Here is a 24,640-nt window from a genome sequence, read left to right as displayed (position 1 = left end):
CCGGCGCGCACCGAAAACCGCCCGCCCGCCGACCCTCGCCCACCGAAAGGAGCCCGCCCACACGACCCCGCGCCCGCAGAGTTCGCCGCCCGCAGAGTTCGCCGCCCGCAGAAACGCCACCGTCAGCGACCGGGCCCCGGGCTCCCCGGCGTCACCGGTGTCACCCGATCGGCCCCCGGGCTCCCGGCATCCCCCGTATCACTGCCCCGTCACCACAGCCGCCTGCGGCCGGATCGGCAGCCGGTTCACCGGTCGCCCCGTCGCCGCCCGCACCGCCGAGGCGATCGCCGCCGGTGAAGCCACCACCGGCGCCGCGCTGACCGCCTTCGCGCCGAACGGCGCGACCACGTCCCGCTCCTCGACCAGCTTCACGATCCGGATGTCGGGCGCGTCCAGCGCCGTCGGCAGGGCGTACCCGGTGAGGTCGGGGTGCCGTATCACGCCACGCGGCGTGCGCAGGTTCTCCGTGAGGGCGATGCCCACGCCCTGGGTGACGCCGGCCTCGATCCGCGCCGTCAGCTGCGCCGGGTTCAGCACCCGGCCGACGTCCTGCGCGACCGCCAGCTCCACCACCCGTACCGAGCCGATCTCGATGTCGACGTCCACCACCGCGCGGATCGCGCAGAAGGCGAGCCCCACGAAGGCGTCGCCCTGCCCGGACGCGTCCAGCGGCTCCGTGGGGTGCGGGCGGCACTGCGCCGTCGCCCACAGCTCCTTGCCGTCCAGCGCCTCGGTGACGGTCGTCGAGAGCACGCCGTCGTACGACGTGATCTTGCCGTCGGTGATCTGGAGCAGCTCGGTGGACATGCCGAACTTGTGCGCCAGCGGCTGCAGCAACTGCGTACGGACCATCTTCGCCGCGCGCTCCACCGCACCGCCCGACACCCAGGTGTGCCGGCCGCGGCAGCCCGGGCCGGCGGGCGGCTGGTCGGTGTCGACCGGCGCCACGTGCACCTCGTCGATGCCGAGCGTCTCCTGGACGATCTGCCGGGCCAGCGTGGCGAAGCCCTGCCCGGTCTCGACGGCCGCGCACAGCACGGTCGCCACGCCGTCCTGGACTTTCACGGTGGCCGTGGAGACCTCGTCGGCGCCCTCCGCGCCGAGCATGTGGACCATGCCCAGCCCGTAGCCGACGCCCCGGCGCACCGCTCCCGGTTCGCCCGCGCCCTCGGGGCCGCCGGGCAGCAGCCACTCGTCGGCGGGCGTGTCCTTGGGAAGCTTGGGGAGCGGGAAGTCGCGTACCGCCTGGAGGAGTTCGGCGACCGGCGCCGGGCACGTCACCGTCTGGCCGGTGGGCAGGACGTCGCCCGTGGACATGACGTTGCGCAGGCGCAGTTCGGCCGGCTCGATGCCGAGCTTCTTGGCCAGCTTGTCCATCTGTGCCTCGTAGGCGGCGCAGACCTGCATCGCGCCCTCGCCGCGCACATGACCCGAGGGCGGGTTGTTGGTGCGCACGGCCCAGCCCTCTATGAAGGCGTTCGGGACGACGTAGGGTCCGCAGGCGAAGGCCACCGCCGCGGCCAGTGCCTCCGCCGAGGTGTCGGCGTACGCGCCCGCGTCGAGCAGGATCTGCGCCTCGACCTTCACCAGCTTGCCCTCGGCGTCGGCGTGGTGGCGGTAGCGCAGCAGCGTGGGGTGGCGGTGCGTGTGGCCCAGGAAGGACTCCTCGCGCGTCGCCGTCAGCTTCACCGGGCAGCCGGTCTTGAGCGCCAGCAGGCCGAGCGGCAGCTGGAAGCCCGGGTCCTCGCGGTCGGCGGTGGCGCCGGGCACGCCGGTGACGACGACCTTGACGCGCTCGGGCTCCAGCCCGTAGCAGGCGGCGGCCCGGTCGCGGTCGGCGTGCGGGTCGGTGGACGCCAGGTAGAGCTCCACGCCGCCGTCGGGACGCGGCACCGCGAGGCCCGCCTCGGCACCGATGGGGGCCGGGTCCTGCCGGCCGATGCGGTACAGGCCCTCGACGACGACCTCGCCCTGCACGTCGGGGTCGCCGTGCAGCAGCGGGATGTGCCGGATCAGATTGCCGTCCGGGTGCAACGGCTCGGCCTCGAACGCCTGCTCGGGGTCGGTCACCGGGTCGAGCACCTCGTACTCGACGATGACGGCCGCGGCCGCCATGCGCGCGGTGTCCGGGTGGTCGGCGGCGACGGCGGCGATGGGCTCGCCGTGATGGCGTACGACCTCGGAGGCGAACACCGGGCGGTCGGCCTTGCCACGTCCGTGATACGCCGAGCCCGGCACGTCCTCGTGGGTGACGACGGCCCGTACGCCGGGCATCTCGCGCGCGTGGGTGGTGTCGACGGACACGATGCGCGCGTGCGGGTGCGGTGAGCGCAGTACTGCCGCCCAGAGGAGGCCCTCGGCCCACAGGTCGGCCGCGTAGGGGAAGGTGCCCTCGGTCTTCGCGCGGGAGTCGGCGGCGGCCAGGGAGGCGCCCAGGCCGTGCGGGAGCGGCTCCGCGGCGGGCACGGCCTCCGCGGTGGTGGTCGCGGTGGCGGCTTCGTTGCTCACGCCTGGCCTCCGTCCTGTCCCTGTCCGTAGGACTGGTCACGCGTTCCGTGCGGTCCCCCGGGGGACTCGAACGCCGACCGGTTGACGCCGCCGGCCCCGGGACCGGCCTGATGAGGAATCCGCGGTTCGTCGGCGTCGGGTCCGGGCGCGTCGGCCGCGGAGTGCGCGTCGCGTTCGGCGACGACGTCCTTGACGGCTTCGAGCACGGCCCGGTAGCCCGAGCAGCGGCAGAGGTTCCCGCACAGCGCCTGGCGGGTCTCCAGCTCGGTCGGCGCCGGATTGCCCTCCAGCAGGTCGTGCACGGTCATCGCCATGCCGGGCACGCAGAAACCGCACTGCACGGCACCGCACTTGGCGAGCGCCCGCTGCACGTCCGACGGCCGCCCGTCGACGGCCAGGCCCTCCACCGTGCGCACCTCGCTGCCGGCCGCGGTGACCGCGGGCACCAGGCAGGAGGCGACGAGCCGCCCGTCGACCTGGACGTTGCAGGCCCCGCACTCGCCCTGCGAGCAGCCGTCCTTGGCGCCCGCGAGGCCGAGCCGCTCGCGCAGCACGTAGAGCAGCGACTCGCCGATCCACGCGTCGGTGACGGGGCGGTCGGCGCCGTTGACGCGCAGCACGTACGAGGCGAGGGGGTGGTCCTCGTGCGAGGCGGCGCCGGACGGCTCGGCCGAGGCGTCCGGTTCGCCTTCGAGGGCGGCGTGTTCCGGCCCGGCGTCCGCGTCCCCGGCCGGCGCGGAAGCTCCGGTGGCACTCGGGGACCCCGCGGCACGCCCGGCGACGCTCTCGCCGGAGCCCTCGGACGGGCCCTCAGCGGCCTCCAAGCCCTTTGGCGCACCCGGCATACCCCCCGGCGCCTCAGCGGCCCTCTCAGCCGCCTCCACGCCCTCCAGGGCCCCCGCTGCCTCGTGAGCGCCGTCGGGGCCCTCACCGCCCGCGGGGACGCCTCCCGTCGGGTGCTGCGCGGGGGCGTCGGCGTACAGCCCACCGGCGTGTCCCGGCCCGCCCTCGTGTCCCGGCCCGTCCTCGTGCCGCGGACCGCCGTCGTGCCGCTGCCCGCCGTCGTGCCCGAACGCGTCCTCGTGTCCCCAGGGCTGCCCTCCGGTCTCGGTGGCCCACGGCGCGGACGCCCCTCCGGGAAGCGTGGTCGGCGGCGTACCGCCCCACTGCTCCACGAGCGCGGACGTGGTGAACTCGCCCGACTCGTCCGGAAGGTCACCGTTCGCGACGGGGATCGACCACTGCCCGGTCACGTCGTGGCCGGGTGCGGGCGCGGCCTGCGGGTGGCCCGCGTGCGGATGCCCGGCCTCCGGATGGCCGGTCCCCTCGAAGTTCCACTGCCCGGTCGTCCCGGGGTCGTACGTGAACCGGTCCTGGCCGCCCCCCTGGGGCGACGCGTTCGGGTCGGGCCACTGCGCGCCCTCGGAGGGCACACCCCAGGTGCCGGTGGCCGCGGGGTCGGTACCGGTGGCGGGCGTGACCGTTATCGGCGGCGGCACGTAGCCGTGGCCGGGCGCGGCGAGCGGACTGTCGGCGGCGGCCAGCAGCGCGTCGATGCCGCCCTCGGGGAGTTTCACGAAGGCGGTGGCGCCGTCGTCGTAGTCGCCCTGGGGCAGCGGGTCCCAGCGTCCACCGCCCTGGGGCGTGCCCTCTCCGTGCTGGTCGTCGGTCACGACAGTGCCCTCCCCAGTGCTCGTCGGGCCAGCGCGGCGACGGTGCGCCGCAGGTGCAGTACGGCAGGCGGAAGCTGTGGCACCGAACCGTCCTCGGCCGGTGGCGCGTCGGGGATGCAGGCCGCGGCGACGTACTCGCCGAAGGCGGAGAGCGCCTCGGGGACGATCGCGCGGTTGTTGTCCCAGTCGATGAGCTGCGCGACCCACTGCTCGGCCTCCAGGGGCCGCAGCGGCATCGGCGCTATGGCACCCACGGCGCACCGCACCCCGCGCCGGGCGGGGTCGAGGACCAGCGCCACGGAGGCGACGGCCCGCCCGGGGCCGGTCCGTCCGGTCGCCTTGAGGAAGACCTGCGGGGCGTGCAGCAGGGGCACACGCACGTACCCGATGAGTTCACCGGCACGGAGCATCTCCACGCCCGCCAGCAGATGCGACACCGGGATCTCCCGGCGGGCTCCGCCCGGGCCCGCGATCACCAGCGCCGCCTCCAGGGCGGCCAGTACGGGCAGCGCGTCGCCCGTGGGGGCCGCGGTGGCGATGTTGCCGCCCAGGGTGCCGGCGTTGCGGATGTGCGGCGGGCCCGCGGCGCGCGCGGCGGCGGCGAGCGCCGGGATGAGGGCGGCGAAGTCGGGGCGGCCCATCCGCGCGTGGGTGAGGCCGGCGCCGAGCAGGGCGTGGCCGTCCTGGTACTGCCAGCCGCGGATCTCGCTGATCCGGCCGAGGCCGACCAGTGCGGCGGGCCTGAGCTGACCGGAGTTGACCGAGGTCATCAGATCGGTGCCACCGGCCACGGGCACGGCGGCGGGCATGGCGGTGAGCGCCGCCACGGCCTCGTCCAGCGTTGCGGGCAGCGTGACGGCCTGCCCCGCCTGCGGTGCGTGCGTGGTCAAACCGGCTGCCCCTTCCCGCTGCCCCACCTGGTCCCGCCTGTGTGGCCGTACGGTACGTGCCGACAGGGCGGACGTGGCAACTCTGGCACATCTTCGCAGGACCCGAAGACGGGGGTCCGCTAGGAGACATTCGCCCACCTCATCGGGGAGATGGCCCGATTTGTGCGTACATCGACGCGCATCGCCGGCCAGCAGGAGATTGCCACTCTTCGGTGACCCTTGTCCGCTTTTTTTCCCGCCTGTTCGAGGCCTGCCCGCTTTTCGCGCCGGGGCCTACCTGTTCGGCGGCGCCCCCTCGATCGGGCGGCCGAGCACCCCGGGGCGGCGCTGCCAGGGCCGTGGCCCGGCGGGCGGCCGGTAGGCGACGCCCAAGGCGTCAAGTCGGCGGTAGTGGGCGGCCATCCGGCGTTCGAAGTCGGCGAAGTCCCGTTCCGCCGGGGGGGGCAGGGCGCTCCAGGCGACCTCGGCGAAGGCGGCGAGCCTCGGGAAGGCCTGGTAGTCCACGCGGGCCTGGTTCTCCATCACCTCGGTCCACACGTTGGCCTGCGTGCCCAGCACACGACCGGCCTCGGCCTCGGTGAGCTGCGGCGGAACGGGCTCGAACCGGTAGACGTCCTCCAGGGTGCGCACGTAGCCGATCGGTACGGGTTCGTCCGCGCCGTCGGCCTGCCGGTGATCAAGGTAGACCTGCTGCTCGGGGCACATCACGACGTCGTGACCGGCCCGGGCGGCGGCGATCCCGCCCGCGTAGCCGCGCCACGAGGACACCGTCGCCCCCGCCGCGAGTCCGCCCTCCAGGATCTCGTCCCAGCCGATGAGCCGGCGCCCGCGCGCGGAGAGCCAGGTGTCGAAGTGGCCGATGAACCAGGACTGCAACTCGTCCTCGTCGGCCAGCCCCAGTTCCCTGATCCGCGCCTGCGCGGCGGGCGAGCGCCGCCACTGGTCCTTCGGGCATTCGTCACCGCCGACGTGAATGAACTCCGAGGGAAACAGATCGAGGACTTCCTCGAACACCCCTTCGTAGAAGCGCAGGGTGTTGTCGGCAGGGGCGAGGACGTTCGGGGAGACCCCCCAGCTGTCCCAGACGGACAGGGCGGTGTCCCCTGCCGTGGCGGACGCGACGACGTCGGTGTTGCCGAGTTCCGGATACGCGGCGATGGCGGCCTGCGAGTGCCCCGGTACGTCGATTTCCGGGACCACGGTGATATGCCGCTCGGCGGCGTAGGCGACGATCTCCCGGATGTCGTCCTGGGTGTAGTAGCCGCCGTGCGGCTTCTCCTCCCACAACGGCGAGGCCCGGTGGCCGAATTTGGTGCGGGCCCGCCAGGAGCCGACCTCGGTCAGCCTCGGGTATCGCTGGATCTCGAGACGCCAGCCCTGGTCGTCCGTCAGATGGAAGTGGAAGACGTTGAGTTTGTGGGCGGCCATCAGATCCAGGTAACGCAGCACACCGTCCTTCGGCATGAAGTGCCGGGCCACGTCGAGCATGAGACCGCGCCAGCGGAATCGAGGTGAGTCCTCGATGATCTGGTGCGGGATGCCGAGGGTGTGGTCCGGCCGGACGGGTGCGCGCCGGAAGGCCTCCGGGCCGAGCAGCTGACGCAATGTCTGCGCGCCCCAGAAGACACCTGCCGGGTCACCGCCACGGATCTCCACGCCCCGGTCGGCGGTGGCGCTCAGCCGGTACGCCTCCGGCTTCAGCGAGTCGTCGAGCAGCAGACGTACGCCCCCTCGGCCGTCCTCCGGGGCGGGGCGCAGCGGCAGCCCGAGGGCCGCGCCGAGCGTGGCCCGCAGCCAGCGTTCCGTCGTCTGCGTGCCCGGAGCGGCCCACAGGGGGGTGTCCCCGTCCAGGGGGACTCCGCACGGGGACGGGCCCTCGACGGCGCGGGGCGCCGGAATCAGTTCACTCATGTCAGTCCTTTACCGCTCCACCCAGCCCCGACACGAGCCGGCGCTGCACCAGCACGAAGAACACCAGCACCGGAATCGTCATCACCGTGGACGCCGCCATCACGCCGCCCCAGTCCGGTTCCTCCGGCTTGTAGAAGACCAGCAACGCCATCGGCAGCGTGGACTGCGAAGTGTCACTGATGATGAAGGACTTGGCGAACAGGAAGTCGTTCCAGGCCGCGATGAAGGAGAACACGCTCGTGGCCACCAGCCCCGGGAAGACCAGCGGGAAAAGGATCTGCCACAGGAATCGCGCCCGGCTCGCCCCGTCGATGTACGCCGCCTCCTCCAGCGTCTCCGGCACCGCTTTCACGAACCCCCGCAGCATCCAGATCGCGAAGGGCAGGGAGAACGCGATGTGCGGCAGGATCAGCGCGCCCAGTGTGTTCAGCTGCCCGAAGTCCCGCATGAGGAAGAACAGGGGGATCGTCAGCGCCTCCACGGGCACCATCTGGGCCACCAGGAACATGATCAGCAGGGTGGTCCGGAAGCGGAACCGGAATCGTGTCACGGCCGTCGCGGCGAGAAACGCGATCAGTGCCGAGACGATCACGACGGTGCAGGCGACGACGAGACTGTTGACGAAGTACCGGCCGAATTCCTGCTGCCCGAAGACCCGCCGGAAGGAATCCAGGGACGGGGTCAGGGTCCACGGCCGAGGGGTCGCCGACTCGATCTCCCCGGCCGGTTTGAAGGCGCTCAGCACCATCCAGTAGAGGGGGACGGCGACCACCACCGCGATCAGCAGCGCCGCCGCCTCGGCAGCCGTCCGCCACGGCCTGCGCACCAGGCCGCTCAAAAGATTCACAGCTCTTCCCCCTGCCTGCGCAGCAGCCGCAGATACACGAGCGTCACCGCGAGCAGGATCAGCAGCATCACGACGCCGATCGCCGAGCCGAGGCTGTACTGCGAGGAGGCGAACGCCTGCTGGTAGGCGTAGACGTTCAGGACCAGGTTCTGTCCCGCGATGCCGCCGCCGTTCGTCATGACGTAGATCTGTGTGAAGACCTTGAAGTCCCAGATGATCGACTGGATGGTGACGATCACCAGGATCGGGCGGAGCATCGGCGCCAGCACGGAGCGCCAGATCCGCCACTGCGAGGCGCCGTCCAGCGCCGCGGCCTCCAGCACCTCCGTGGGGACGGCGCGGATGCCGGCGTAGACCGTGACCATCACGAACGGGAAGGAGCACCACACCACTTCGAGCAGGACGAGGAAGAAGGCGCTGAACCGGCCGTACGTCCACGAGTGGTCGCCGAGCCCGAGGATCCGGTTGACCGGACCGAAGTCCGGGTCGAACAGGAGCAGCCAGACCGTGGAGCCGGTGACCGCCGGGGTCGCCCACGCGCCCAGCGCGGCCAGCATCAGCGCGAGCCGCGGCACCGCCCGCACGCGCGTGAGCAGCACGGCCAGCGCGCAGCCCACGGCGAGCGTGGCGAGGACGCAGGCGGCCGCGAAGACCACGGTGGCCAGCAGCACCTGCCAGAACTGCTCGTCACCGAAGAGCCGCGTGTAGTTCCCGAACCCCTGGAACGAGGTGGGCTCGCCACCACTGACCTGGGCCTGGGTGTACTCCAGGAAGGAGATCAGGCCCAGTTGGTAGACCGGGTAGACGAGCAGCCCGGCGACGACGACGAGCGCCGGCGCAAGGTACAGCCAAGGCACACCCCCGTGCCGAGAGGGTCGCGGGGAACCGCGCGACAAGCCCCCACCGACCCGCAGCCGCCCACGAGCCGCGACACCCGAACTGTCAGGGGTCACCGGCGTCATCCGGCGGAGCCGAACGCCGCGTCCATCTTCTTCGCCGCGTCCCGCGCGGCGGCGCCGACGTCCTTCTTGCCGCTGACGATCTCCTGGAACATCGTCGGCAGCACGAGCGAGGAGTCGATCTGCGCCCAGGCCGGCGAGGCCGGCACGAACCTCGTCTCCGCGGCCAGCGTCTCGACGAACGGCTTCACGAAGGGCTCACGCCCGGCCACCTGGCCGCGCACGTCCGTGAAGGTCGGCAGGAAGCCCATCGCGTCGAAGAGTTCACCCTGCGTCCGCTTGGAGGCGAGCCGCTGCATCAGGTCGACGGCCAGGGTGCGGTGCGAGGTGCTCTTCAGTACGCCGATGTTGTTGCCGCCCGCGAACGCGGGCGCGACCGAGCCGGAGGCCACGCCAGGCAGCGGCACCACCGCGTACTTGCCCTTCACCGCCCCGGCCTCCACGGCCTGGTGGCTGAAGTCGCCGCCGATCGCCATGCCCGCCTTGCCCGAGGCGAACGCGGTGATGGTGTCGTTGCCGGTCATGCCCGCGCACTTGGCGGCCGGGCAGTTGTCGTCGCCGAAGAGCGAGGTGTACGCCTCGATGCCCTTGCGCGCTTCCGCGCTGTCGATGGCGGAGGCGTACGAGCCGCCCTTGCCGGTGGCCAGTTCACCGCCGTTGGCCCAGATGAACGGCATCGCGCCGTACGTGTAGGCACCGCCCACCGCGAGGCCGTACAGGTCGGGCTGGGCGGCGCGGATCCGCCGCGCCGTCTCGATCAGCTCGGCCTGCGACTTCGGCACGTCGAGGCCGAGTTCGTCGAAGACGTCGGTCCGGTAGTACAGGGCGCGTACGCCCACGAAGTAGGGGGTGCCGTAGATCTTGCCGTCCACCGTCACCGACTGCTTGGCGGTCGGGTCGGTGTCCTTGGCCTCGCTCCAGGAGGCGAAGTCCTTGGTGACGTCCTCCAGGCCGCCGTCCTTCACATAGCCGGCGGTGTCGGTGTTGCCGTACTCGATGACGTCGGGGGCGCTCTTGGGGTCGTTGAAGGCGGCCTTGATGCGCTGCGCGCGGGTCTCCACCGGGATGTACTCGACGGTGACCTCGGTGCCCTCGTGCGCCTTCTCGAAGCCGTCGACCACGGACTGGACGACCTGCTCCTTCGGCTTGTTGTTGACCTCCTGGAACAGCCAGACGCGCAGCGTGCCGGACCGCTCGTCCTTGCCGGAGCCGGAGTCGCCCGACGTCTGCGGGGCGCAGGCGGCGGTGACCAGGACGACCGCGACGGCGGCCAGTCGGACGGACAGCTTCATGGAGTGCCTCCGAGGGGTGTCGCAGCATGCCGTTGCAACATGTGCAATGACGGTTTCGCTCTGCACAACAACAAGCCGGAGGTTATGAACTACATGAACATGTCCACAAGAGGTCTCAACCACTTCGTGACATGAACGCGCGACATGACGGCGGCACAGGACGAAAAGGCCCCCGGGTCACGCCGCAGCGCGCCCCGGGGGCCTCCCGGACATCACTCAGGAAACGGTCGGACAGCTACTTGTCGCCGCCCTTGCCACCCTTGCCCTTGTCGTCTCCGCCGGCGCCCATGGACTCGTAGATCTCCTTGCACATGGGACACACGGGGTACTTCTTCGGGTCGCGGCCCGGCACCCAGACCTTGCCGCACAGCGCCACGACGGGCGTACCGTCGAGTGCGCTCGCCATGATCTTGTCCTTCTGGACGTAGTGGGCGAAGCGCTCGTGGTCACCGTCGCCGTGGGAAGTCTGCGGCGTGGGCTCTACGAGTGTCCCCGTACCAGTCCCGCGCTCGGGCTCGAGAGTGCTCATACGGCCAAGGGTACTGAAGCCGACAGGCAACGGTTGCGCGAAGGACGGCCGTCAGTTGAGCGAGGGATCGTCGGGGTACGTGGCCACCATCGCGAGCTCGCTGCGCTGGCGGCGCAGCACCTCGCGCCAGAGCCGTTCGGGGAACGGCGAGTAGACGTCGCCGGGCTCGGACTCCACGACGTACCAGGCGCCCTCGACCAGTTCGTCCTCGAGCTGGCCCGGGCCCCAGCCGGCGTACCCGGCGAAGATTCTCAACGAGCCCAGGGCGGAGGCCAGCAGCTCGGGCGGGGCCTCCAGGTCGACCAGGCCGATCGCGCCGTGCACGCGCCGCCAGCCGAGCGGGGCGACGTCGCCGGACGTGCCGCCGGGGATGACCGCCACACCGAGTGCGGAGTCCAGCGAGACCGGTCCGCCCTGGAAGACGACCCCGGGCTCACCGGTCAGCTCCGCCCAGCCCTCCAGGATGTCGCCGACCCCCACCGGAGTCGGCCGGTTGAGGACGACACCGAGCGAGCCCTCCTCGTCGTGGTCGAGAAGCAGCACGACCGCACGGTCGAAGTTCGGGTCCGCCAGGGCGGGGGTGGCCACGAGCAGCCGCCCTGTGAGCGAGGACACCTCGGTCATGCCAGACATGATCCCGCAACTTCCCCCCACGTGGGGAGTCAATCCGGCGACAGGAGTGAACGCAGCTCAGGGCGGACGGAAGCGTCCCCGGCGCACGGCCGCCCGTCCGGCGGCCTTCGTGACCCCACGTGCCCGGTACAGAACGGTTCGTGTTGTGACAGAGCTATGACAGGGCTGAGTGGTCCTCGGGCTTACGGCAGGGGGGTCGACGGCGATTACTCTGTCTCTCCGGCCCTTGCCCAACTCATCGGAACGCGAGATACATGACCGTCAACGACGATGTCCTGCTTGTCCACGGCGGCACCCCGCTGGAGGGCGAGATCCGTGTCCGCGGTGCGAAGAACCTCGTACCGAAGGCCATGGTCGCCGCCCTGCTCGGCAGTGCTCCGAGTCGGCTGCGCAACGTCCCGGACATCCGTGACGTCCGTGTGGTCCGCGGTCTGCTCCAGCTGCACGGCGTGTCGGTGCGTCCGGGCGAGGAGCCGGGCGAACTGGTGCTCGACCCGACGCGGGTGGAGAGCGCCAACGTCGCCGACATCGATGCCCACGCGGGGTCGAGCCGCATCCCGATCCTCTTCTGCGGCCCCCTTCTGCACCGCCTCGGCCACGCGTTCATCCCCGGCCTCGGCGGTTGCGACATCGGCGGCCGGCCCATCGACTTCCACTTCGACGTGCTGCGGCAGTTCGGCGCGACGATCGAGAAGCGGGCGGACGGTCAGTACCTGGAGGCCCCGCAGCGGCTGCGCGGTACGAAGATCTCGCTGCCGTACCCGTCCGTCGGCGCGACCGAGCAGGTGCTGCTGACCGCCGTCCTCGCGGAGGGCGTCACGGAGCTCGCGAACGCGGCCGTGGAGCCGGAGATCGAGGACCTGATCTGCGTCCTGCAGAAAATGGGCGCCATCATCGCGATGGACACCGACCGGACCATCCGCATCACCGGTGTGGACCAGCTCGGCGGCTACACCCACCGCGCCCTCCCGGACCGGCTGGAGGCCGCCTCCTGGGCGTCCGCGGCGCTGGCGACCGAGGGCAACATCTACGTCCGGGGCGCGCAGCAGCGGTCCATGATGACGTTCCTCAACACCTACCGGAAGGTGGGCGGGGCCTTCGAGATCGACGACGAGGGCATCCGTTTCTGGCACCCCGGCGGCCAGTTGAAGTCCATCGCCCTGGAGACGGACGTCCACCCCGGCTTCCAGACGGACTGGCAGCAGCCGCTGGTCGTGGCCCTCACCCAGGCCACGGGCCTGTCCATCATCCACGAGACGGTCTACGAGTCCCGTCTCGGCTTCACCTCCGCGCTCAACCAGATGGGCGCCCACATCCAGCTCTACCGCGAGTGCCTCGGCGGCTCGAACTGCCGCTTCGGCCAGCGCAACTTCCTGCACTCGGCGGTCGTGAGCGGCCCCACCCGCCTCCAGGGCGCCGACCTGGTCATCCCCGACCTGCGCGGCGGCTTCTCGTACCTCATCGCCGCGCTGGCCGCCCAGGGCACGTCCCGGGTGCACGGCATCGAGCTCATCAACCGCGGCTACGAGAACTTCATGGAGAAGCTCGTGGAGCTCGGCGCCAAGGTGGAGCTGCCGGGCAAGCCGCTCGGCTGACGGCGGGCACAGCGGTACGCCGATGGGGCGGCCACCCGGTCTCGGGTGGCCGCCCCATCGGCGTTGTGCTGCGACGCCCTCAAGGGGCGCGGGGAACTACGCGACAAGCCACAACGGACCCGCGGCCGCCCCGCGGCGCTGATCCGGCGCGGCGTCTGCGCGCTTACTTGCCCTTCGCGGCTTCCTTGAGCTTGGAGCCCGCGGAGACCTTCACGCTGTAACCGGCCGGGATCTGGATCGGGTCACCGGTCTGCGGGTTGCGCGCGGTACGAGCGGCACGGTGGGTGCGCTCGAAGGTCAGGAAGCCGGGGATGGTGACCTTCTCGTCGCCCTTGGAGACGATCTCGCCGACGACGTCGGCGAACGCGGCCAGCACGGCGTCGGCGTCCTTGCGGGTCACCTCGGCGCGGTCGGCCAGCGCGGCCACCAGCTCACTGCGGTTCATGTTGTTACTCCCGTGTTCTTCTTGCCATTGAGGCGTGCCACGCGGCGGAGCCGCATATCGGGCACAGCGAAGCCGATGCTGCCAGGGTCCTCGGACGGTCCCGGACCCGGGTCCGTCGTCAGACGCTCGCGCCCAGGGACGCATCCTGCCCCCACCTGCGGCGGGAATGCCAATCCGGCACCCGCAGGAGTCGTGAGAACACCCTTGGGAGTCACACGAAAAGCGCCACTGACCAGGGGCCGGTCCCGCGGACGCTGCCTCCGGACAGGCCCTAGCCGCCCACCCTAGAGGGCGGCCAGGGTTACGACGTCCCGCGACGCGCCGGTCCGCGGGGCGGCCGTGGTGATCCTCACAGCCCGGCCGTCGGGGCCGGAGGGACGAGCGCCGGGGTCAGAGCCCGGACGGGTCGGCCGGGGCCGCCCCGACCGCCTTCGCGGCCTCCCGCACCGCACCCGCGACCGCGCCCGCGACCTTGTCGTTGAACACGCTCGGGATGATGTAGTTCGGGTTGAGCTCGTCCTCGGTGACGACGTCCGCCAGCGCCTTCGCGGCCGCGATCATCATCTCCGTGTTGACGGTGCGGGACTGCGCGTCCAGCAGGCCACGGAAGACGCCCGGGAAGACCAGCACGTTGTTGATCTGGTTCGGGAAGTCGGAGCGGCCGGTGGCCACAACTGCCGCCGTCTGACGGGCGATTGCCGGGTCGACCTCGGGATCGGGATTCGCGAGCGCGAACACGATGGCGTCGTCGGCCATGGCGGCCACGTCGTCGCCGTCGAGCACGTTCGGGGCGGAGACACCGATGAAGACGTCCGCGCCGCGCACGGCCTCCTTCAGGGTGCCCGTGATGCCCTCGGGGTTGGTGTTGTCGGCGATCCAGCGCAGCGGCGAGTCGGGGGCGGCCTCGACCAGGTCGTTGCGGTCGGCGTGCACGACACCGTGGATGTCGGCGACGACGGCGTGCTTGACGCCGGCGGCGATGAGCAGCTTCAGGATCGCCGTGCCGGCCGCGCCGGCGCCGGACATGACGACACGGATGTTCTCGATCGCCTTGCCGGTGACGCGCAGCGCGTTGGTCAGCGCGGCGAGCACCACGATCGCCGTGCCGTGCTGGTCGTCGTGGAAGACGGGGATGTCGAGGGCCTCACGCAGCCGTGCCTCGATCTCGAAGCAGCGGGGGGCGGAGATGTCCTCCAGGTTGATCCCGGCGAAGCCCGGGGCGATCGCCTTGACGATCTCGACGATCGCGTCGGTGTCCTGGGTGTCCAGGCACAGCGGCCAGGCGTCGATGCCGGCGAACCGCTTGAAGAGGGCCGCCTTGCCCTCCATGACGGGCAGCGCGGCCTTCGGGCCGATGTTGCCCAGTCCCAGCACGGCGCTGCCGTCCGTCACGACCGCGACGGAGTTGCGCTTGATGGTGAGGCGGCGGGCGTCCTCGGGGTTCTCGGCGATGGCCATGCAGACGCGGGCCACACCCGGCGTGTAGACCATCGAGAGATCGTCACGGTTGCGGATGGGGTGCTTGGACTGCATCTCGATCTTGCCACCGAGGTGCATCAGGAACGTACGGTCCGAGACCTTGCCCAGCGTGACGCCCTCGATGCCACGCAGCTGCTGGACGATCTGGTCGGCGTGCGCCGTGGACGAGGCCGCGATCGTGACGTCGATGCGGAGTTTCTCGTGTCCGGACGCGGTGACGTCGAGGCCGGTCACCGAGCCTCCGGAGGACTCCACCGCGGTGGTGAGCTGCGAGACGGCCGTTCCGCTCGCGGGCACCTCCAACCGGATGGTCATCGAGTAGGAGACGCTGGGCGCCGTTGCCATGGCCGACTTCCTCTGCTTTCACCGTGTCGCCGATTTGCCGTCCGATCGTCGCACCTACCGCCGAGTACGTGGTAGCCGCCCTGGATTGCGCTCATTTAGTTCACAGGCGAACAGCCTCGGTCCACCGACAGGTGACGACTTCGGAAAACTTCTTCCACCGTACGAGAGACGATCAGACAGGAAAAGAGGCCCACGTCACATCGGACGTGGGCCTCTCACCCGTTCAGTGACACCGACCCGCCATGCTCGCCTCGCGGCAAGTGGTCGCTCGTAGCGACGAAGGTTGGGCCCGGGGGCTTGGATCGGGTCGGTGCCACTGCCCAGGCTAACAAACGGATCCCGTACGGCCATTCCCGTCCCGCCGGTTGGTCCGGTTCAGTCCCTCAGCAGATCCGGCACCCCCGCCGCGTCGGGCTCGTCCCGCTCCCCGGAGACGATCGTGAGCTGCTGGGTCGCCCGGGTGAGTGCGACGTACAGCACACGCAGCCCGGCGGGCGACTCGTCGGCGATCTCCGCCGGCGAGACGACGACGGTCGCGTCGTACTCCAGGCCCTTGGCCTCCAGGCTGCCGAGCGCCACCACCCGGTCGCCGAGCCCGGTCAGCCAGCGGCGGGCCTCGTCGCGCCGGTTCATGGCCACGACGACGCCGATCGTGCCGTCGACGCGGTCCAGCAGCCGGGCCGCCTCCTCGCGCACGCTCTGGCCCAGAGACGCGCCGACGACGGCGAAACGCGGCTCCACGCCCGTGGAGCGCACGGCCCTCGGGGACTCGGAGCCGGGCATGGCCAGGGCCAGCACCTTGGCGGCCAGCTCGGCGATCTCGGCAGGGTTGCGGTAGTTCACCGTGAGCTCGAAGCGGCGGCGCGGGCGGGTGCCGAGAGCCTCGTCGCGGGCCTCGGCCGCCTCGTCCGGGTCGGACCAGGAGGACTGGGCCGGGTCGCCGACGACCGTCCAGGTGGCGTGCCGGCCGCGACGGCCGACCATGCGCCACTGCATCGGCGTGAGGTCCTGGGCCTCGTCGACGATGACGTGGGCGTACTCGGTGCGCTCCTGCGCCAGCCGCTCGGCCCGCTCCCACTGCGACTCCTCCCGCACCGGCATCAGCTCCTCCAGGCCGGTGAGATGGTCCAGCGGGTCGAGTTCGCGCCGCTTCCTCGGGCGGGCGGGGGCGCCGAGGATCGCCTGGAGCTCGTCGAGCATGGCGATGTCGTGCACGGAGAAGCCGTCGCGTCTGAGCGACCGGGCGACCTTGCGCACCTCCCCCGGGTTCATGATCCGCCGGGCCCAGCGGCCGAGGCGCCGCTCGTCGGCCATGACCGAGAGGACCGCGCGCGGGGTCAGCTCCGGCCACCAGGCGTCGAGGAACGTGAGGAAGTCGTCCTCGGTGGTGATGTCCTCGTCGAACGACGACCGCAGCTCGGCGGCCAGCTCCGGGTCCGAGTGCCGGCCGGCGGCGCCGGACCGCTCCCACAGGGCGTCCAGCAGCAGCTTGCGGGCGCGCGGGCGCAGCAGGTTCACCGGGGCCGTGCCGCCCAGCGCGGCGCGCCGGATCCGTTCCAGCTCACCGGCTTCCAGTTCGAGGCGGCGGCCGAAGGCCACGACGCGCAGGCGCTGTGGTGAATCGTTCAGCTCCAGCGTGGCGCGGGCGGCCTTCCGCAGCACCTTGAGCATGCGGTACGAGCCCTTGGCGCGAGCCACGGACGGGGAGTCGTACAGCACGGCCTCGGCGCCGTCGACCAGCGAGCCGATCGCCCGGATCGCGACCTGGCCCTCCTCCCCCAGGGAGGGCAGCACGCCCTCGGTGTACGCCACCAGCAGCGGCGTCGGCGAGACGATCAGGATGCCGCCCGCGTACCGCCGCCGGTCCTGGTAGAGCAGGTAGGCCGCCCGGTGCAGGGCGACGGCGGTCTTGCCGGTGCCGGGGCCGCCTTCGACGTAGGTCACGGAGGCGGCGGGGGCGCGGATGACCAGGTCCTGCTCGGCCTGGATGGAGGCGACGATGTCCCGCATGGTGTGGCTGCGGGCCTGGCCGAGGGCGGCCATCAGGGCGCCGTCGCCGATGACGGGCAGCTCGTGGCCGTCGAGGGACGCCTTCAGCTCCGGACGCATCAGGTCGTCCTCGACGCCGAGGACACGGCGGCCCTTGGAGCGGATGACCCGGCGGCGCACCACCCGGCCGGGGTCGACCGGCGTGGAGCGGTAGAAGGGGGCGGCCGCGGGCGCCCGCCAGTCGATGACCAGCGGGGCGTAGTCCTCGTCCAGGACACCGATGCGGCCGATGTGCAGGGTCTCGGCGATGTCGGCCGTGTTGTCCGGCCGCACGGCGCCCTCGGCCGGCTCCACGGCGGTGTAGGCGCCGTCCGGGCCCTTCTTGCCGTCCTTGCCTCGCAGCAGGTCGATGCGGCCGAAGAGGAAGTCCTCGAACTCGTTGTTCAGCCGGCTCAGGTGGACGCCTGCCCGGAAGACCTGTGCGTCGCGCTCGGCGAGCGCGCCGGGGGTGCCGACGTGGCCGCGCTGGGCGGCGTCGTGCATGAGGAACTCCGCCTCGTGGATCTTCTCCTCCAGGCGGCTGTACACCCGGTCCAGGTGCTCCTGCTCCGCGCCGATCTCTCGGTCGCGTACGGAGTCCTGGGCGGGGTCGAGCGCGGCTTCCTGTTGAGCCTGAGCGGCCACCGGGCCCCCTTCTGACGTGCTGGGCAGCCGTCTACCGTACGCGAAGGGGACCCCTGAAGGCTACGCGTGAGCCCCGGGTCCGTCACCTGACGGCCCCGGGGCTCGGGTCGTGACCGCTTCGCAGCAGTCGTCGTACCGCGCTACGCGCCGATCTCCACCAGCAGATCGCCGTCGAACGTCATGACCTCGAAGTGGTCGATCTCGTTCGGGGCGAAGGCGGCGCCGCCCTGGATGTAGAGCGGGTTCTTGGCCTGCTCGGTGGTGGCGTTCGGCAGGCCGTAGCCCCAGTCCGGTACGGACCAGTTGCTGAGCGTCTCCCGCTCGCCGTTCTTGCCCACGGCGATCAGCGAGCACTTCTCGGGGCCCTTGACGTTCTTCAGCTCCAGGACCGCGTCGGTGCCGTGGGGCTTCTCCTGCATGGCCACCGTGCCGCTGACCTGCGTCTTGGGGTCGGTCGCCGTGACCCGGTCGGGCATGCCCTTGAAGGCCTGCTGGGCCGGACTGACCGCCTGCACGGTGCGGTTGCCGCCGCCGGAGTCCTCGCCCCCGGTCGCCGCGACGGAGACCAGCGGGCCACCGACGATCAGCGCGGCCGCGGCCGCGACCATGTACATGCTGCGCCGGCGCTTCTGGGCGCGGCGTTCGGCGACCTCGTCGACCAGCTTCTCCGCCAGCCGCGGGCTCGGGCGGGCGGACAGCGACTCGCCGATCGAGGGCGTGCCGGTGCCGGGCAGGTCGGCGAGCGCGGCCAGCATCGGTTCCATCCCGGCGAGTTCGTCGAGCTGCTGGGCGCACCACTCGCAGCCGGCGAGGTGGACCTCGAAAGCGGTTGCTTCGGTGTCGTCGAGGATTCCGAGGGCGTAGGCGCCGACGGTCTCGTGTTCGTTCGGGCCCGTTGATCCCTGCATGGGGCCAGACATACCCGGACCCCCCGCTCCGTATCCCCCGTATGTGTTCATCACGCCGTCACCCCCCGCTCCTCCAGCGCCAGCTTCATCGACCGCAGGGCGTAGAACACCCGGGAGCGCACGGTGCCACTCGGTATGCCCAGGGTCTCCGCCGCCTCATTGACGGTACGCCCCTTGAAATACGTCTCGACGAGCACCTCCCGGTGGGCAGGGGTCAGGTCGTCGAGCGCGTCAGACAGCGTCATCAGCCACAGCGCCTTGTCGATCTCGTCCTCCGCGGGGATGACCTCCAGCGGCGACGGGTCGACCTCCTGCGGCCGGGCCTGCCGGCTGCGGTGGCCGTCGATGACGATGCGGCGCGCGACCGTCACCAGCCAGGGGCGTACCGAACCGGTCGCCCGATTGAGCTGACCGGCGTTCTTCCAGGCACGGATGAGCGTTTCCTGCACGACGTCCTCGGCGCGCTGCCGATCTCCGGCGACCAGCCTGAGGACGTACGCGAGCAGAGGTCCGGCGTGCTCCCGGTACAGGGCACGCATCAGCTCCTCATCAGGTTCCGAGGGCTGCGAGGACATGCGATGTCGGGCCCTCGATCCACGTTCATTGGCCACGGCCGCATCCTTGCGCACGCCCACCTCCGGTGTCCGGGGGTTCCCCCAGTCGGTCGCTCGACACGGGGTACGGACAGGGGGCGTTGAGTGTTCAAAGCGAGGGGACAGTTTTCTTCGGGGTGACGTGACGTGAGGGGACATGGGGGCACATTCCCCCCGCCTAGCCTTTACATTTCCGCCACATCGACAGGTCGGCCGCACCGGAAACCGCCACCGAAGTCTGAAACGGCGTGTTGTCGAAATCACTCGGCGGCCGGGAAGGCCAGGTACGCACAAGCCGCATAACGGGCCGTCAGGCTCGGGACACCGCCGCACGCCGCCGGTGCCGGGCCACCCGCTCGCGGTTCCCGCACACCTCACTGGAGCACCAGCGCCTGCGCCGCCCCCGGGAGGAGTCGAGGTAGACGATGGGGCAGTTGTCCCCCGCGCACTGCCGCATGCCCGCCCGGGCGACGGGGTCGGTGAGCAGCTCCACGGCGTCCCGGGCGATCGCGCCGAGCAGCGCGGCACACTCCGGCGGACCGTCCAGCTCCCGCACGAGCGTGCCGTCCTGACCGCGCCGGGCGCACGGCGCCGGGGGCGCGGCGCGGGCGACGGCGTTGACATGGGCGAGCGGGAGGTCGAAGGGCCGGGGCTCGGGGGACAGGGTGGCGCGGACCAACTGGTCCACGTCGCCGCGCAGTTCACGGAAGGCGGCGAGCCAGGAGGTGTCGGCCCGGGCCGCCACGGTGCCGGGCGGGACGAGGCCGGACCCGGTGATCCAGGCGTGCAGCGCCGCCGCGGAGCAGAGCCGTTCGACGGGGTGCGCGGTCGCCAGCAGATCGAGGCAGATCCGTCCGGCGCCGAACCGCAACTCGTAGGGGGCCGTGGCCATTCCCAGTGCCATGTGCGCCTCACCGCCTAAGCGCTCCGCCGTCCGTTGCCGCCTGCCGTCGTTCGTCTGCGGCGCCGTCGTGGCCGGTCGCGCGTTCCCCGCGCCCCTTCCGGACGCGCCGCCGAACCGCAGACCTCCCAATGTGCCTGCCCGCTCCGGCGATCGGTACCCCTGGGGGCCGGCGCCTTCTGGACGCCCGCCGCCCGGCACGACCGTCAGTCGTCGGCGTACTTGGCGTCGGCCGCCGGGTCCAGGGCGAGCCGGTAGCCCCGCTTCACCACGGTCTGGATCAGCTTCGGCGCCCCCAGGGCCGTCCGCAGACGGGCCATCGCCGTCTCCACGGCGTGCTCGTCCCGGCCCGCCCCGGGCAGTGCCCGCAGCAGCTCGGAGCGGGCGACCACCCAGCCGGGGCGGCGGGACAGGGCGCGCAGCAGCGACATACCGGCCGGCGGCACGGGTTTGAGGTCGCCGTCCACCAGGACCGCGTGGCCCCGGATCTCCACCCGGTGCCCGGCGACGGGCAACGAGCGGGCCCGGGTGGGCAGTTCCTTGCACAGGAGCTGGACGAGCGGGCCGAGGCGGAAGCGTTCGGGCTGGACGGTCCCGATGCCACGGGCCTGCAACGGCAGCGCGGTGACCGGGCCGACGCAGGCCGGCAGCACGTCGTGGTGGAGGGCGGCGAGCAGCTCCGCCAGCAGCCCCCGCTCCTCGGCGCGGGACAGCAGGGACGCGGCGGCGGGCGCGCTGGTGAAGGTCAGCGCGTCGACGCCGCGCGCCACCGTGGCGTCCAGCAGCCGGTCCACAGGCGTGAGGTCCTCCGGCGGCATCCACCGGTAGACGGGCACGCCGACCACCTCGGCGCCGCCCGCCCGCAGCGACTCCACGAACCCGGGCAACGGCTCACCGTGCAGCTGCACGGCGATGCGCCGCCCGTCGACGCCCTCCTCCAGCAGCCGGTCGAGCACCTCGGCCATGGACTCCGAGGAGGGCGACCAGTCCTCGGTCAGCCCCGCGGCCCGGATCGCGCCCTTCACCTTCGGCCCGCGGGCGAGCAGTTCCACGCCGCGCAGCCGGTCGAGCAGCGTCTCCCCGAGCCCCCAGCCGTCGGCGGCCTCGACCCAGCCCCGGAAGCCGATGGCGGTCGTGGCCACGACCACGTCCGGCACCCGGTCAAGAAGGTCCTTGGTGGCGGTCAGCAGCTCACTGTCGTCGGCGAGCGGCACGATCCGCAGGGCCGGCGCGTGCAGTACGGCCGCGCCGCGCCGCTGGAGCAGCGCCCCCAGCTCGTCGGCCCGCCGCGCGGCCGTCACGCCCACGGTGAATCCGGCGAGGGGCCCGTGCTCCGCGCCTCGCTCCGGTTGTTCAGGTCCCTGCTGTCGCTCGTGCATCACTCAGTCTCGTCCCGCACTCGGCTCGTTCCCACCCGCATGTCGTCGCCCTTGGATGCCGAACGAGCCTGTCAACGACGCGTGACAGGCTCGGTTCGGCGCGATGTCGGCGGTGTTACGTCACACCTCGGCATAGCTGAGCTGCGGCTTCGTCTCCGTGGCCGCCCGGGTGGACGGAGCCTGCGCGGCCGGACGACGAAGGTATACGGCCCAGGTGACCACGAAGCAGAGACCGTAGAAGACCAGGAAGGCGACGAAGGCGCCGGTGCCGGTGCCGACGCTGAGGAACGACTGCCGGAAGGCCAGGTTGATCCCGAGCCCGCCGAGCGCGCCCACCGCGCCGATGAGCCCCATGGACGCCCCGGACAGCCGCCGTCCGTAGGCCGCGGCCTCCTCCCCCTCGAGCCCCATGGCGAGGGCCTTGTTCCGGAAGATGCCGGGGATCATCTTGTACGTCGACCCGTTGCCGAGCCCGCTCAGGACGAAGAGCGCGATGAACGCGGTCGTGAACAGCGGCAGCGACTCCCGCATGCTCGCCAGGACGACCACGGCGGTGGCGGCGGCCATGCCGACGTAGTTCCACAGCGTGATCCTGGCGCCGCCGTACCGGTCGGCGAGCGCGCCGCCCACCGGCCGGATGAGCGAGCCGAGCAGCGGGCCGATGAAGGTGACGTAGGCGGCCTGCAGCGGCGTACGGCCGAACTGGGTCTGGAGCACCAGGCCGAAGGCGAAGCTGTAGCCGATGAACGAGCCGAAGGTGCCGATGTAGAGGAAGGACATGATCCAGGTGTGACCGGCCCGTACGGCCTCCTTGGCGGCGCCGGAGTCGTTGCGCAGCGACGCGATGTTGTCCATGTACAGCGCGGCGAGCACCGCGGCGACGACGATCAGCGGGATGTAGATCCCGAGCAGCAGCCGCGGCCCGCCGCTCGCGCCGATCACGGCCAGCCCGACGAGCTGCACCACCGGCACCCCGATGTTGCCGCCGCCGGCGTTCAGGCCGAGCGCCCAGCCCTTCTTCCGCAGCGGGAAGAAGGCGTTGATGTTGGTCATGGAGGAGGCGAAGTTGCCGCCGCCGACCCCGGCGAGCATCGCGCAGACCAGGAAGGTGGTGTACGAGGTCCCCGGCTCCATGACGAGGAAGGCGGCGACGGTGGGGACGAGGAGGAGGCCGGCCGAGACGATCGTCCAGTTCCGGCCGCCGAAGACCGCGACGGCGAAGGTGTAGGGGACGCGGACGACGGCGCCGACCAGCGTGGCCATCGAGACCAGGACGAACTTGTCGGCCGGCGTGAGGCCGTACTCCGGGCCCATGAACAGCACCATCACCGACCACAGGGTCCAGACGGAGAACCCGATGTGCTCGCAGAGCACGGAGAAGAGCAGGTTCCGGCGGGCGACCCGCTCCCCGGTCTCCTGCCAGAAGGTCTCGTCCTCGGGATCCCAGTTCTCGATCCAGCGGCCTCCCCCGCTGCTGGATGCGGGGGCTGTACTCGGGGCTGTCATGACGCCTCCACGGTGCTCCGGGCTCGGTGGTGCCGCGCTGAGTGGCTGAGTCCCGAAGGTAGGGAGGGCGCGTTTCCGGTCTGTGGCGGTGGGTGACCGGAAGGGAACTTTGCTCTCACCCCGGGCGGGGGTGGGGTGAGAGGTCGCCGACGGGTCAGCCCCGCGGGGGCTGCCAGTGGGGTGGGGGCCTGCGGGGCAGGCGTTCGTGTAGGGATGTCCCGGCATCGGCGTGCCCGGCGGCAGGTGGCCGGTCTCGTCCGTCAGCGGGGTGAAGCCGGCGGCCTGGAGGCGGGCGGCGTTCTCGGCGTTGCGGCGGCGGCCCCACGCGAAGGCGCCGGCGAGCAGCGCCACGCACACGGCCCACATGATCCCGGCGACAAGGAAGGCGCTGTCGCCCCCGGGACCTCACCCCGACCACCAGGCTGCCGACGGTGACGGCGAGCGCCCCGTATCCCAGCCGCTGCCGCTCGGAGTGCCGGCCGGTGAGGTCGAAGTCGATGCGGGCCTCGAGCACGCAACGCGGGTGGCAGTCTGCCGCAGCGGCGCGAGCCGCCGGAGCCGCCCGCGCCTCAGTCCCCGCGGGCCGGCCGGTCCGCCGCGGGCAGCCACGCCCCGTCCGGCACCCGCAGCCACCCGTCCTCCCGGCCGGCCTCGGCAGCCGCCCGCCACAGCGCCTCCAGCGCCGGATGCGCCAGCCCCTTGCGCCACACCAGCGACACCGGCGACAGGGGCACGGGGTCCACCAACGGCCGCCGCACCGCTCCGGGCATGGCCGGGAAGTCCACCACGGCGAGCACCGGGCACCGGGTCCGGGCCATCACCCGCTGGAACTCCTCGTCCCCCACCGCCAGCGGCACGGGCGCCGCGACCTCGATACCCCGGCCCTCGAACAGCCGCCGCGCGAGATCGGTCCACTCCGGCGTCCGCGGATTCCCGGCCCCGGCGTACACGGTCTCCCCCGCCAGCGCGGCCAGCGGCACCTGAGCCAGCGACGCCAGCCGATGGTCCTCCGGCAGCAGGACCGCCATCGGTTCGTACCGGACGATCCGGTGCTCCAACTGCCTGCGCAGCGCCGGGTCCAGTCCCGCGAACCGCCCGAACGACACGTCGATCCGCCCCGCCAGCAACTCCCCCGCGGCTCCGGTCAGCCCACTCTCGTAGCGGGCCATCAGCTCGTGCTCCGGGGCGAGTTCGCGGGCCCGGTGCAGCACCCGGCGCGGGGTGCCGAGGCCGGGGGAGTTCAGGTCGACGAGCAGGGGTCTGGCCTGCCCGAAGGCCGCGAGCAGCGCCTCCTGCGCCGCGAGCACCCGGCGTGCGTGCGGCACCAGCCGCTCCCCGTCCGCCGTCAGCGTCACCTGCCGGGTCGTCCGGACGAACAGCTCGGCGCCCAGCTCCCGCTCCAGCCGCCGTACATCCCGGCTCAGCGCCTGCTGGGCGACGTACAGCCGGGCCGCGGCGCGGGTGAAGTGCAGCTCCTCTGCGACCGTGACGAAGGCGCGCAGGAGGCGGGGGTCGAGATGGGCGGGTGCGGACATGGCGGGAACTTACAACAGGAGTGCGTGAATCGGGACGGA

Annotated in this window: 19 protein-coding genes; 1 reads left to right on the top strand and 18 read right to left on the bottom strand. The window is 71.9% G+C overall.

All coding sequences use genetic code 11. The annotated features are described in order from the left end of the window. Positions 1-198: 198 nt before the first annotated feature. The 9 genes from ACFV6X_RS05995 to ACFV6X_RS05955 all read right to left on the bottom strand — a co-directional run bounded on the left by ACFV6X_RS05995 (position 199) and on the right by ACFV6X_RS05955 (position 11,233). Positions 199-2,508 carry a xanthine dehydrogenase family protein molybdopterin-binding subunit gene (locus ACFV6X_RS05995; protein WP_385378283.1) on the bottom strand — a complete coding sequence of 770 codons (2,310 nt, stop codon included), beginning with the start codon at positions 2,506-2,508 and terminating at the stop codon, positions 199-201. Continuing rightward, on the bottom strand, positions 2,505-4,181 hold the full coding sequence (locus ACFV6X_RS05990; protein ID WP_385378280.1) for a 2Fe-2S iron-sulfur cluster-binding protein: 1,677 nt from the start codon (positions 4,179-4,181) through the stop codon (positions 2,505-2,507). Before ACFV6X_RS05990 ends, ACFV6X_RS05995 begins: the two co-directional genes overlap by 4 nt. Beyond that, complete coding sequence (locus ACFV6X_RS05985) at positions 4,178-5,071, bottom strand: FAD binding domain-containing protein (RefSeq protein ID WP_385378278.1); 894 nt, start codon at positions 5,069-5,071, stop codon at positions 4,178-4,180. The genes ACFV6X_RS05990 and ACFV6X_RS05985 overlap by 4 nt, the downstream gene beginning before the upstream one ends. A gap of 273 nt (positions 5,072-5,344) precedes the next feature. Next, on the bottom strand, positions 5,345-6,982 hold the full coding sequence (locus ACFV6X_RS05980; protein WP_385378275.1) for a beta-N-acetylhexosaminidase: 1,638 nt from the start codon (positions 6,980-6,982) through the stop codon (positions 5,345-5,347). 1 nt (position 6,983) lies between these two features. After that, positions 6,984-7,829, bottom strand: a complete 846-nt coding sequence (locus ACFV6X_RS05975; protein ID WP_385378272.1) for a carbohydrate ABC transporter permease — start codon at positions 7,827-7,829, stop codon at positions 6,984-6,986. After that, the gene (locus ACFV6X_RS05970) at positions 7,826-8,791 is read right to left on the bottom strand and encodes a carbohydrate ABC transporter permease (RefSeq protein ID WP_385378269.1); all 966 of its coding nucleotides are present in this window, start codon (positions 8,789-8,791) and stop codon (positions 7,826-7,828) included. Before ACFV6X_RS05970 ends, ACFV6X_RS05975 begins: the two co-directional genes overlap by 4 nt. Next, positions 8,788-10,080: an extracellular solute-binding protein gene (locus tag ACFV6X_RS05965; protein WP_385378266.1), complete on the bottom strand. Its 1,293-nt coding sequence runs from the start codon at positions 10,078-10,080 to the stop codon at positions 8,788-8,790. Before ACFV6X_RS05965 ends, ACFV6X_RS05970 begins: the two co-directional genes overlap by 4 nt. Before the next feature lie 235 nt (positions 10,081-10,315). Further along, a complete protein-coding gene (locus tag ACFV6X_RS05960; protein ID WP_365454059.1) occupies positions 10,316-10,609 on the bottom strand; it encodes a DUF3039 domain-containing protein in 294 nt (97 codons plus the stop codon). A gap of 51 nt (positions 10,610-10,660) precedes the next feature. Next, on the bottom strand, positions 10,661-11,233 hold the full coding sequence (locus ACFV6X_RS05955; RefSeq protein ID WP_385378263.1) for a YqgE/AlgH family protein: 573 nt from the start codon (positions 11,231-11,233) through the stop codon (positions 10,661-10,663). Positions 11,234-11,496: 263 nt separating this feature from the next. Here ACFV6X_RS05955 and murA point away from each other — a divergent pair, with 263 nt between their 5' ends. Next, complete coding sequence (murA, locus tag ACFV6X_RS05950) at positions 11,497-12,837, top strand: UDP-N-acetylglucosamine 1-carboxyvinyltransferase (protein WP_365454053.1); 1,341 nt, start codon at positions 11,497-11,499, stop codon at positions 12,835-12,837. A 163-nt stretch (positions 12,838-13,000) separates the two neighbouring features. On the opposite strand, the gene ACFV6X_RS05945 is transcribed toward murA, so the two are convergent. The 9 genes from ACFV6X_RS05945 to ACFV6X_RS05905 form a co-directional block, all read right to left on the bottom strand. Then, entirely contained in the window at positions 13,001-13,282 is a 282-nt protein-coding gene (locus ACFV6X_RS05945) for an HU family DNA-binding protein (RefSeq protein WP_365454050.1), read from the bottom strand. A 390-nt stretch (positions 13,283-13,672) separates the two neighbouring features. Beyond that, the gene (locus ACFV6X_RS05940; RefSeq protein WP_385378260.1) at positions 13,673-15,106 is read right to left on the bottom strand and encodes an NAD-dependent malic enzyme; all 1,434 of its coding nucleotides are present in this window, start codon (positions 15,104-15,106) and stop codon (positions 13,673-13,675) included. Between the two features lie 375 nt (positions 15,107-15,481). After that, on the bottom strand, positions 15,482-17,779 hold the full coding sequence (locus tag ACFV6X_RS05935; protein ID WP_385378257.1) for a HelD family protein: 2,298 nt from the start codon (positions 17,777-17,779) through the stop codon (positions 15,482-15,484). A 140-nt stretch (positions 17,780-17,919) separates the two neighbouring features. Next, positions 17,920-18,687: an anti-sigma factor family protein gene (locus ACFV6X_RS05930; RefSeq protein ID WP_385378254.1), complete on the bottom strand. Its 768-nt coding sequence runs from the start codon at positions 18,685-18,687 to the stop codon at positions 17,920-17,922. 50 nt (positions 18,688-18,737) lie between these two features. After that, the gene (locus tag ACFV6X_RS05925; RefSeq protein WP_030167252.1) at positions 18,738-19,322 is read right to left on the bottom strand and encodes a sigma-70 family RNA polymerase sigma factor; all 585 of its coding nucleotides are present in this window, start codon (positions 19,320-19,322) and stop codon (positions 18,738-18,740) included. Positions 19,323-19,590: 268 nt separating this feature from the next. Continuing rightward, positions 19,591-20,184 (bottom strand): CGNR zinc finger domain-containing protein, encoded by a 594-nt coding sequence (locus ACFV6X_RS05920; RefSeq protein WP_385378251.1) that lies wholly within the window; start codon positions 20,182-20,184, stop codon positions 19,591-19,593. Positions 20,185-20,387: 203 nt separating this feature from the next. Then, complete coding sequence (locus tag ACFV6X_RS05915) at positions 20,388-21,560, bottom strand: uroporphyrinogen-III synthase (RefSeq protein ID WP_385378249.1); 1,173 nt, start codon at positions 21,558-21,560, stop codon at positions 20,388-20,390. A 120-nt stretch (positions 21,561-21,680) separates the two neighbouring features. Beyond that, positions 21,681-23,066 (bottom strand): nitrate/nitrite transporter, encoded by a 1,386-nt coding sequence (locus ACFV6X_RS05910; RefSeq protein WP_385378246.1) that lies wholly within the window; start codon positions 23,064-23,066, stop codon positions 21,681-21,683. A gap of 569 nt (positions 23,067-23,635) precedes the next feature. Further along, positions 23,636-24,601, bottom strand: coding sequence for a LysR family transcriptional regulator (locus ACFV6X_RS05905; RefSeq protein ID WP_385378243.1), 966 nt, complete (start codon positions 24,599-24,601; stop codon positions 23,636-23,638). Positions 24,602-24,640: the final 39 nt, after the last annotated feature.

The organism is Streptomyces sp. NPDC059861, from assembly GCF_042731435.1.
Taxonomy (GTDB): domain Bacteria; phylum Actinomycetota; class Actinomycetes; order Streptomycetales; family Streptomycetaceae; genus Streptomyces.
Note: the sequence above shows the minus strand (reverse complement) of the source record. Positions and strands in the feature narration are given on the sequence as shown.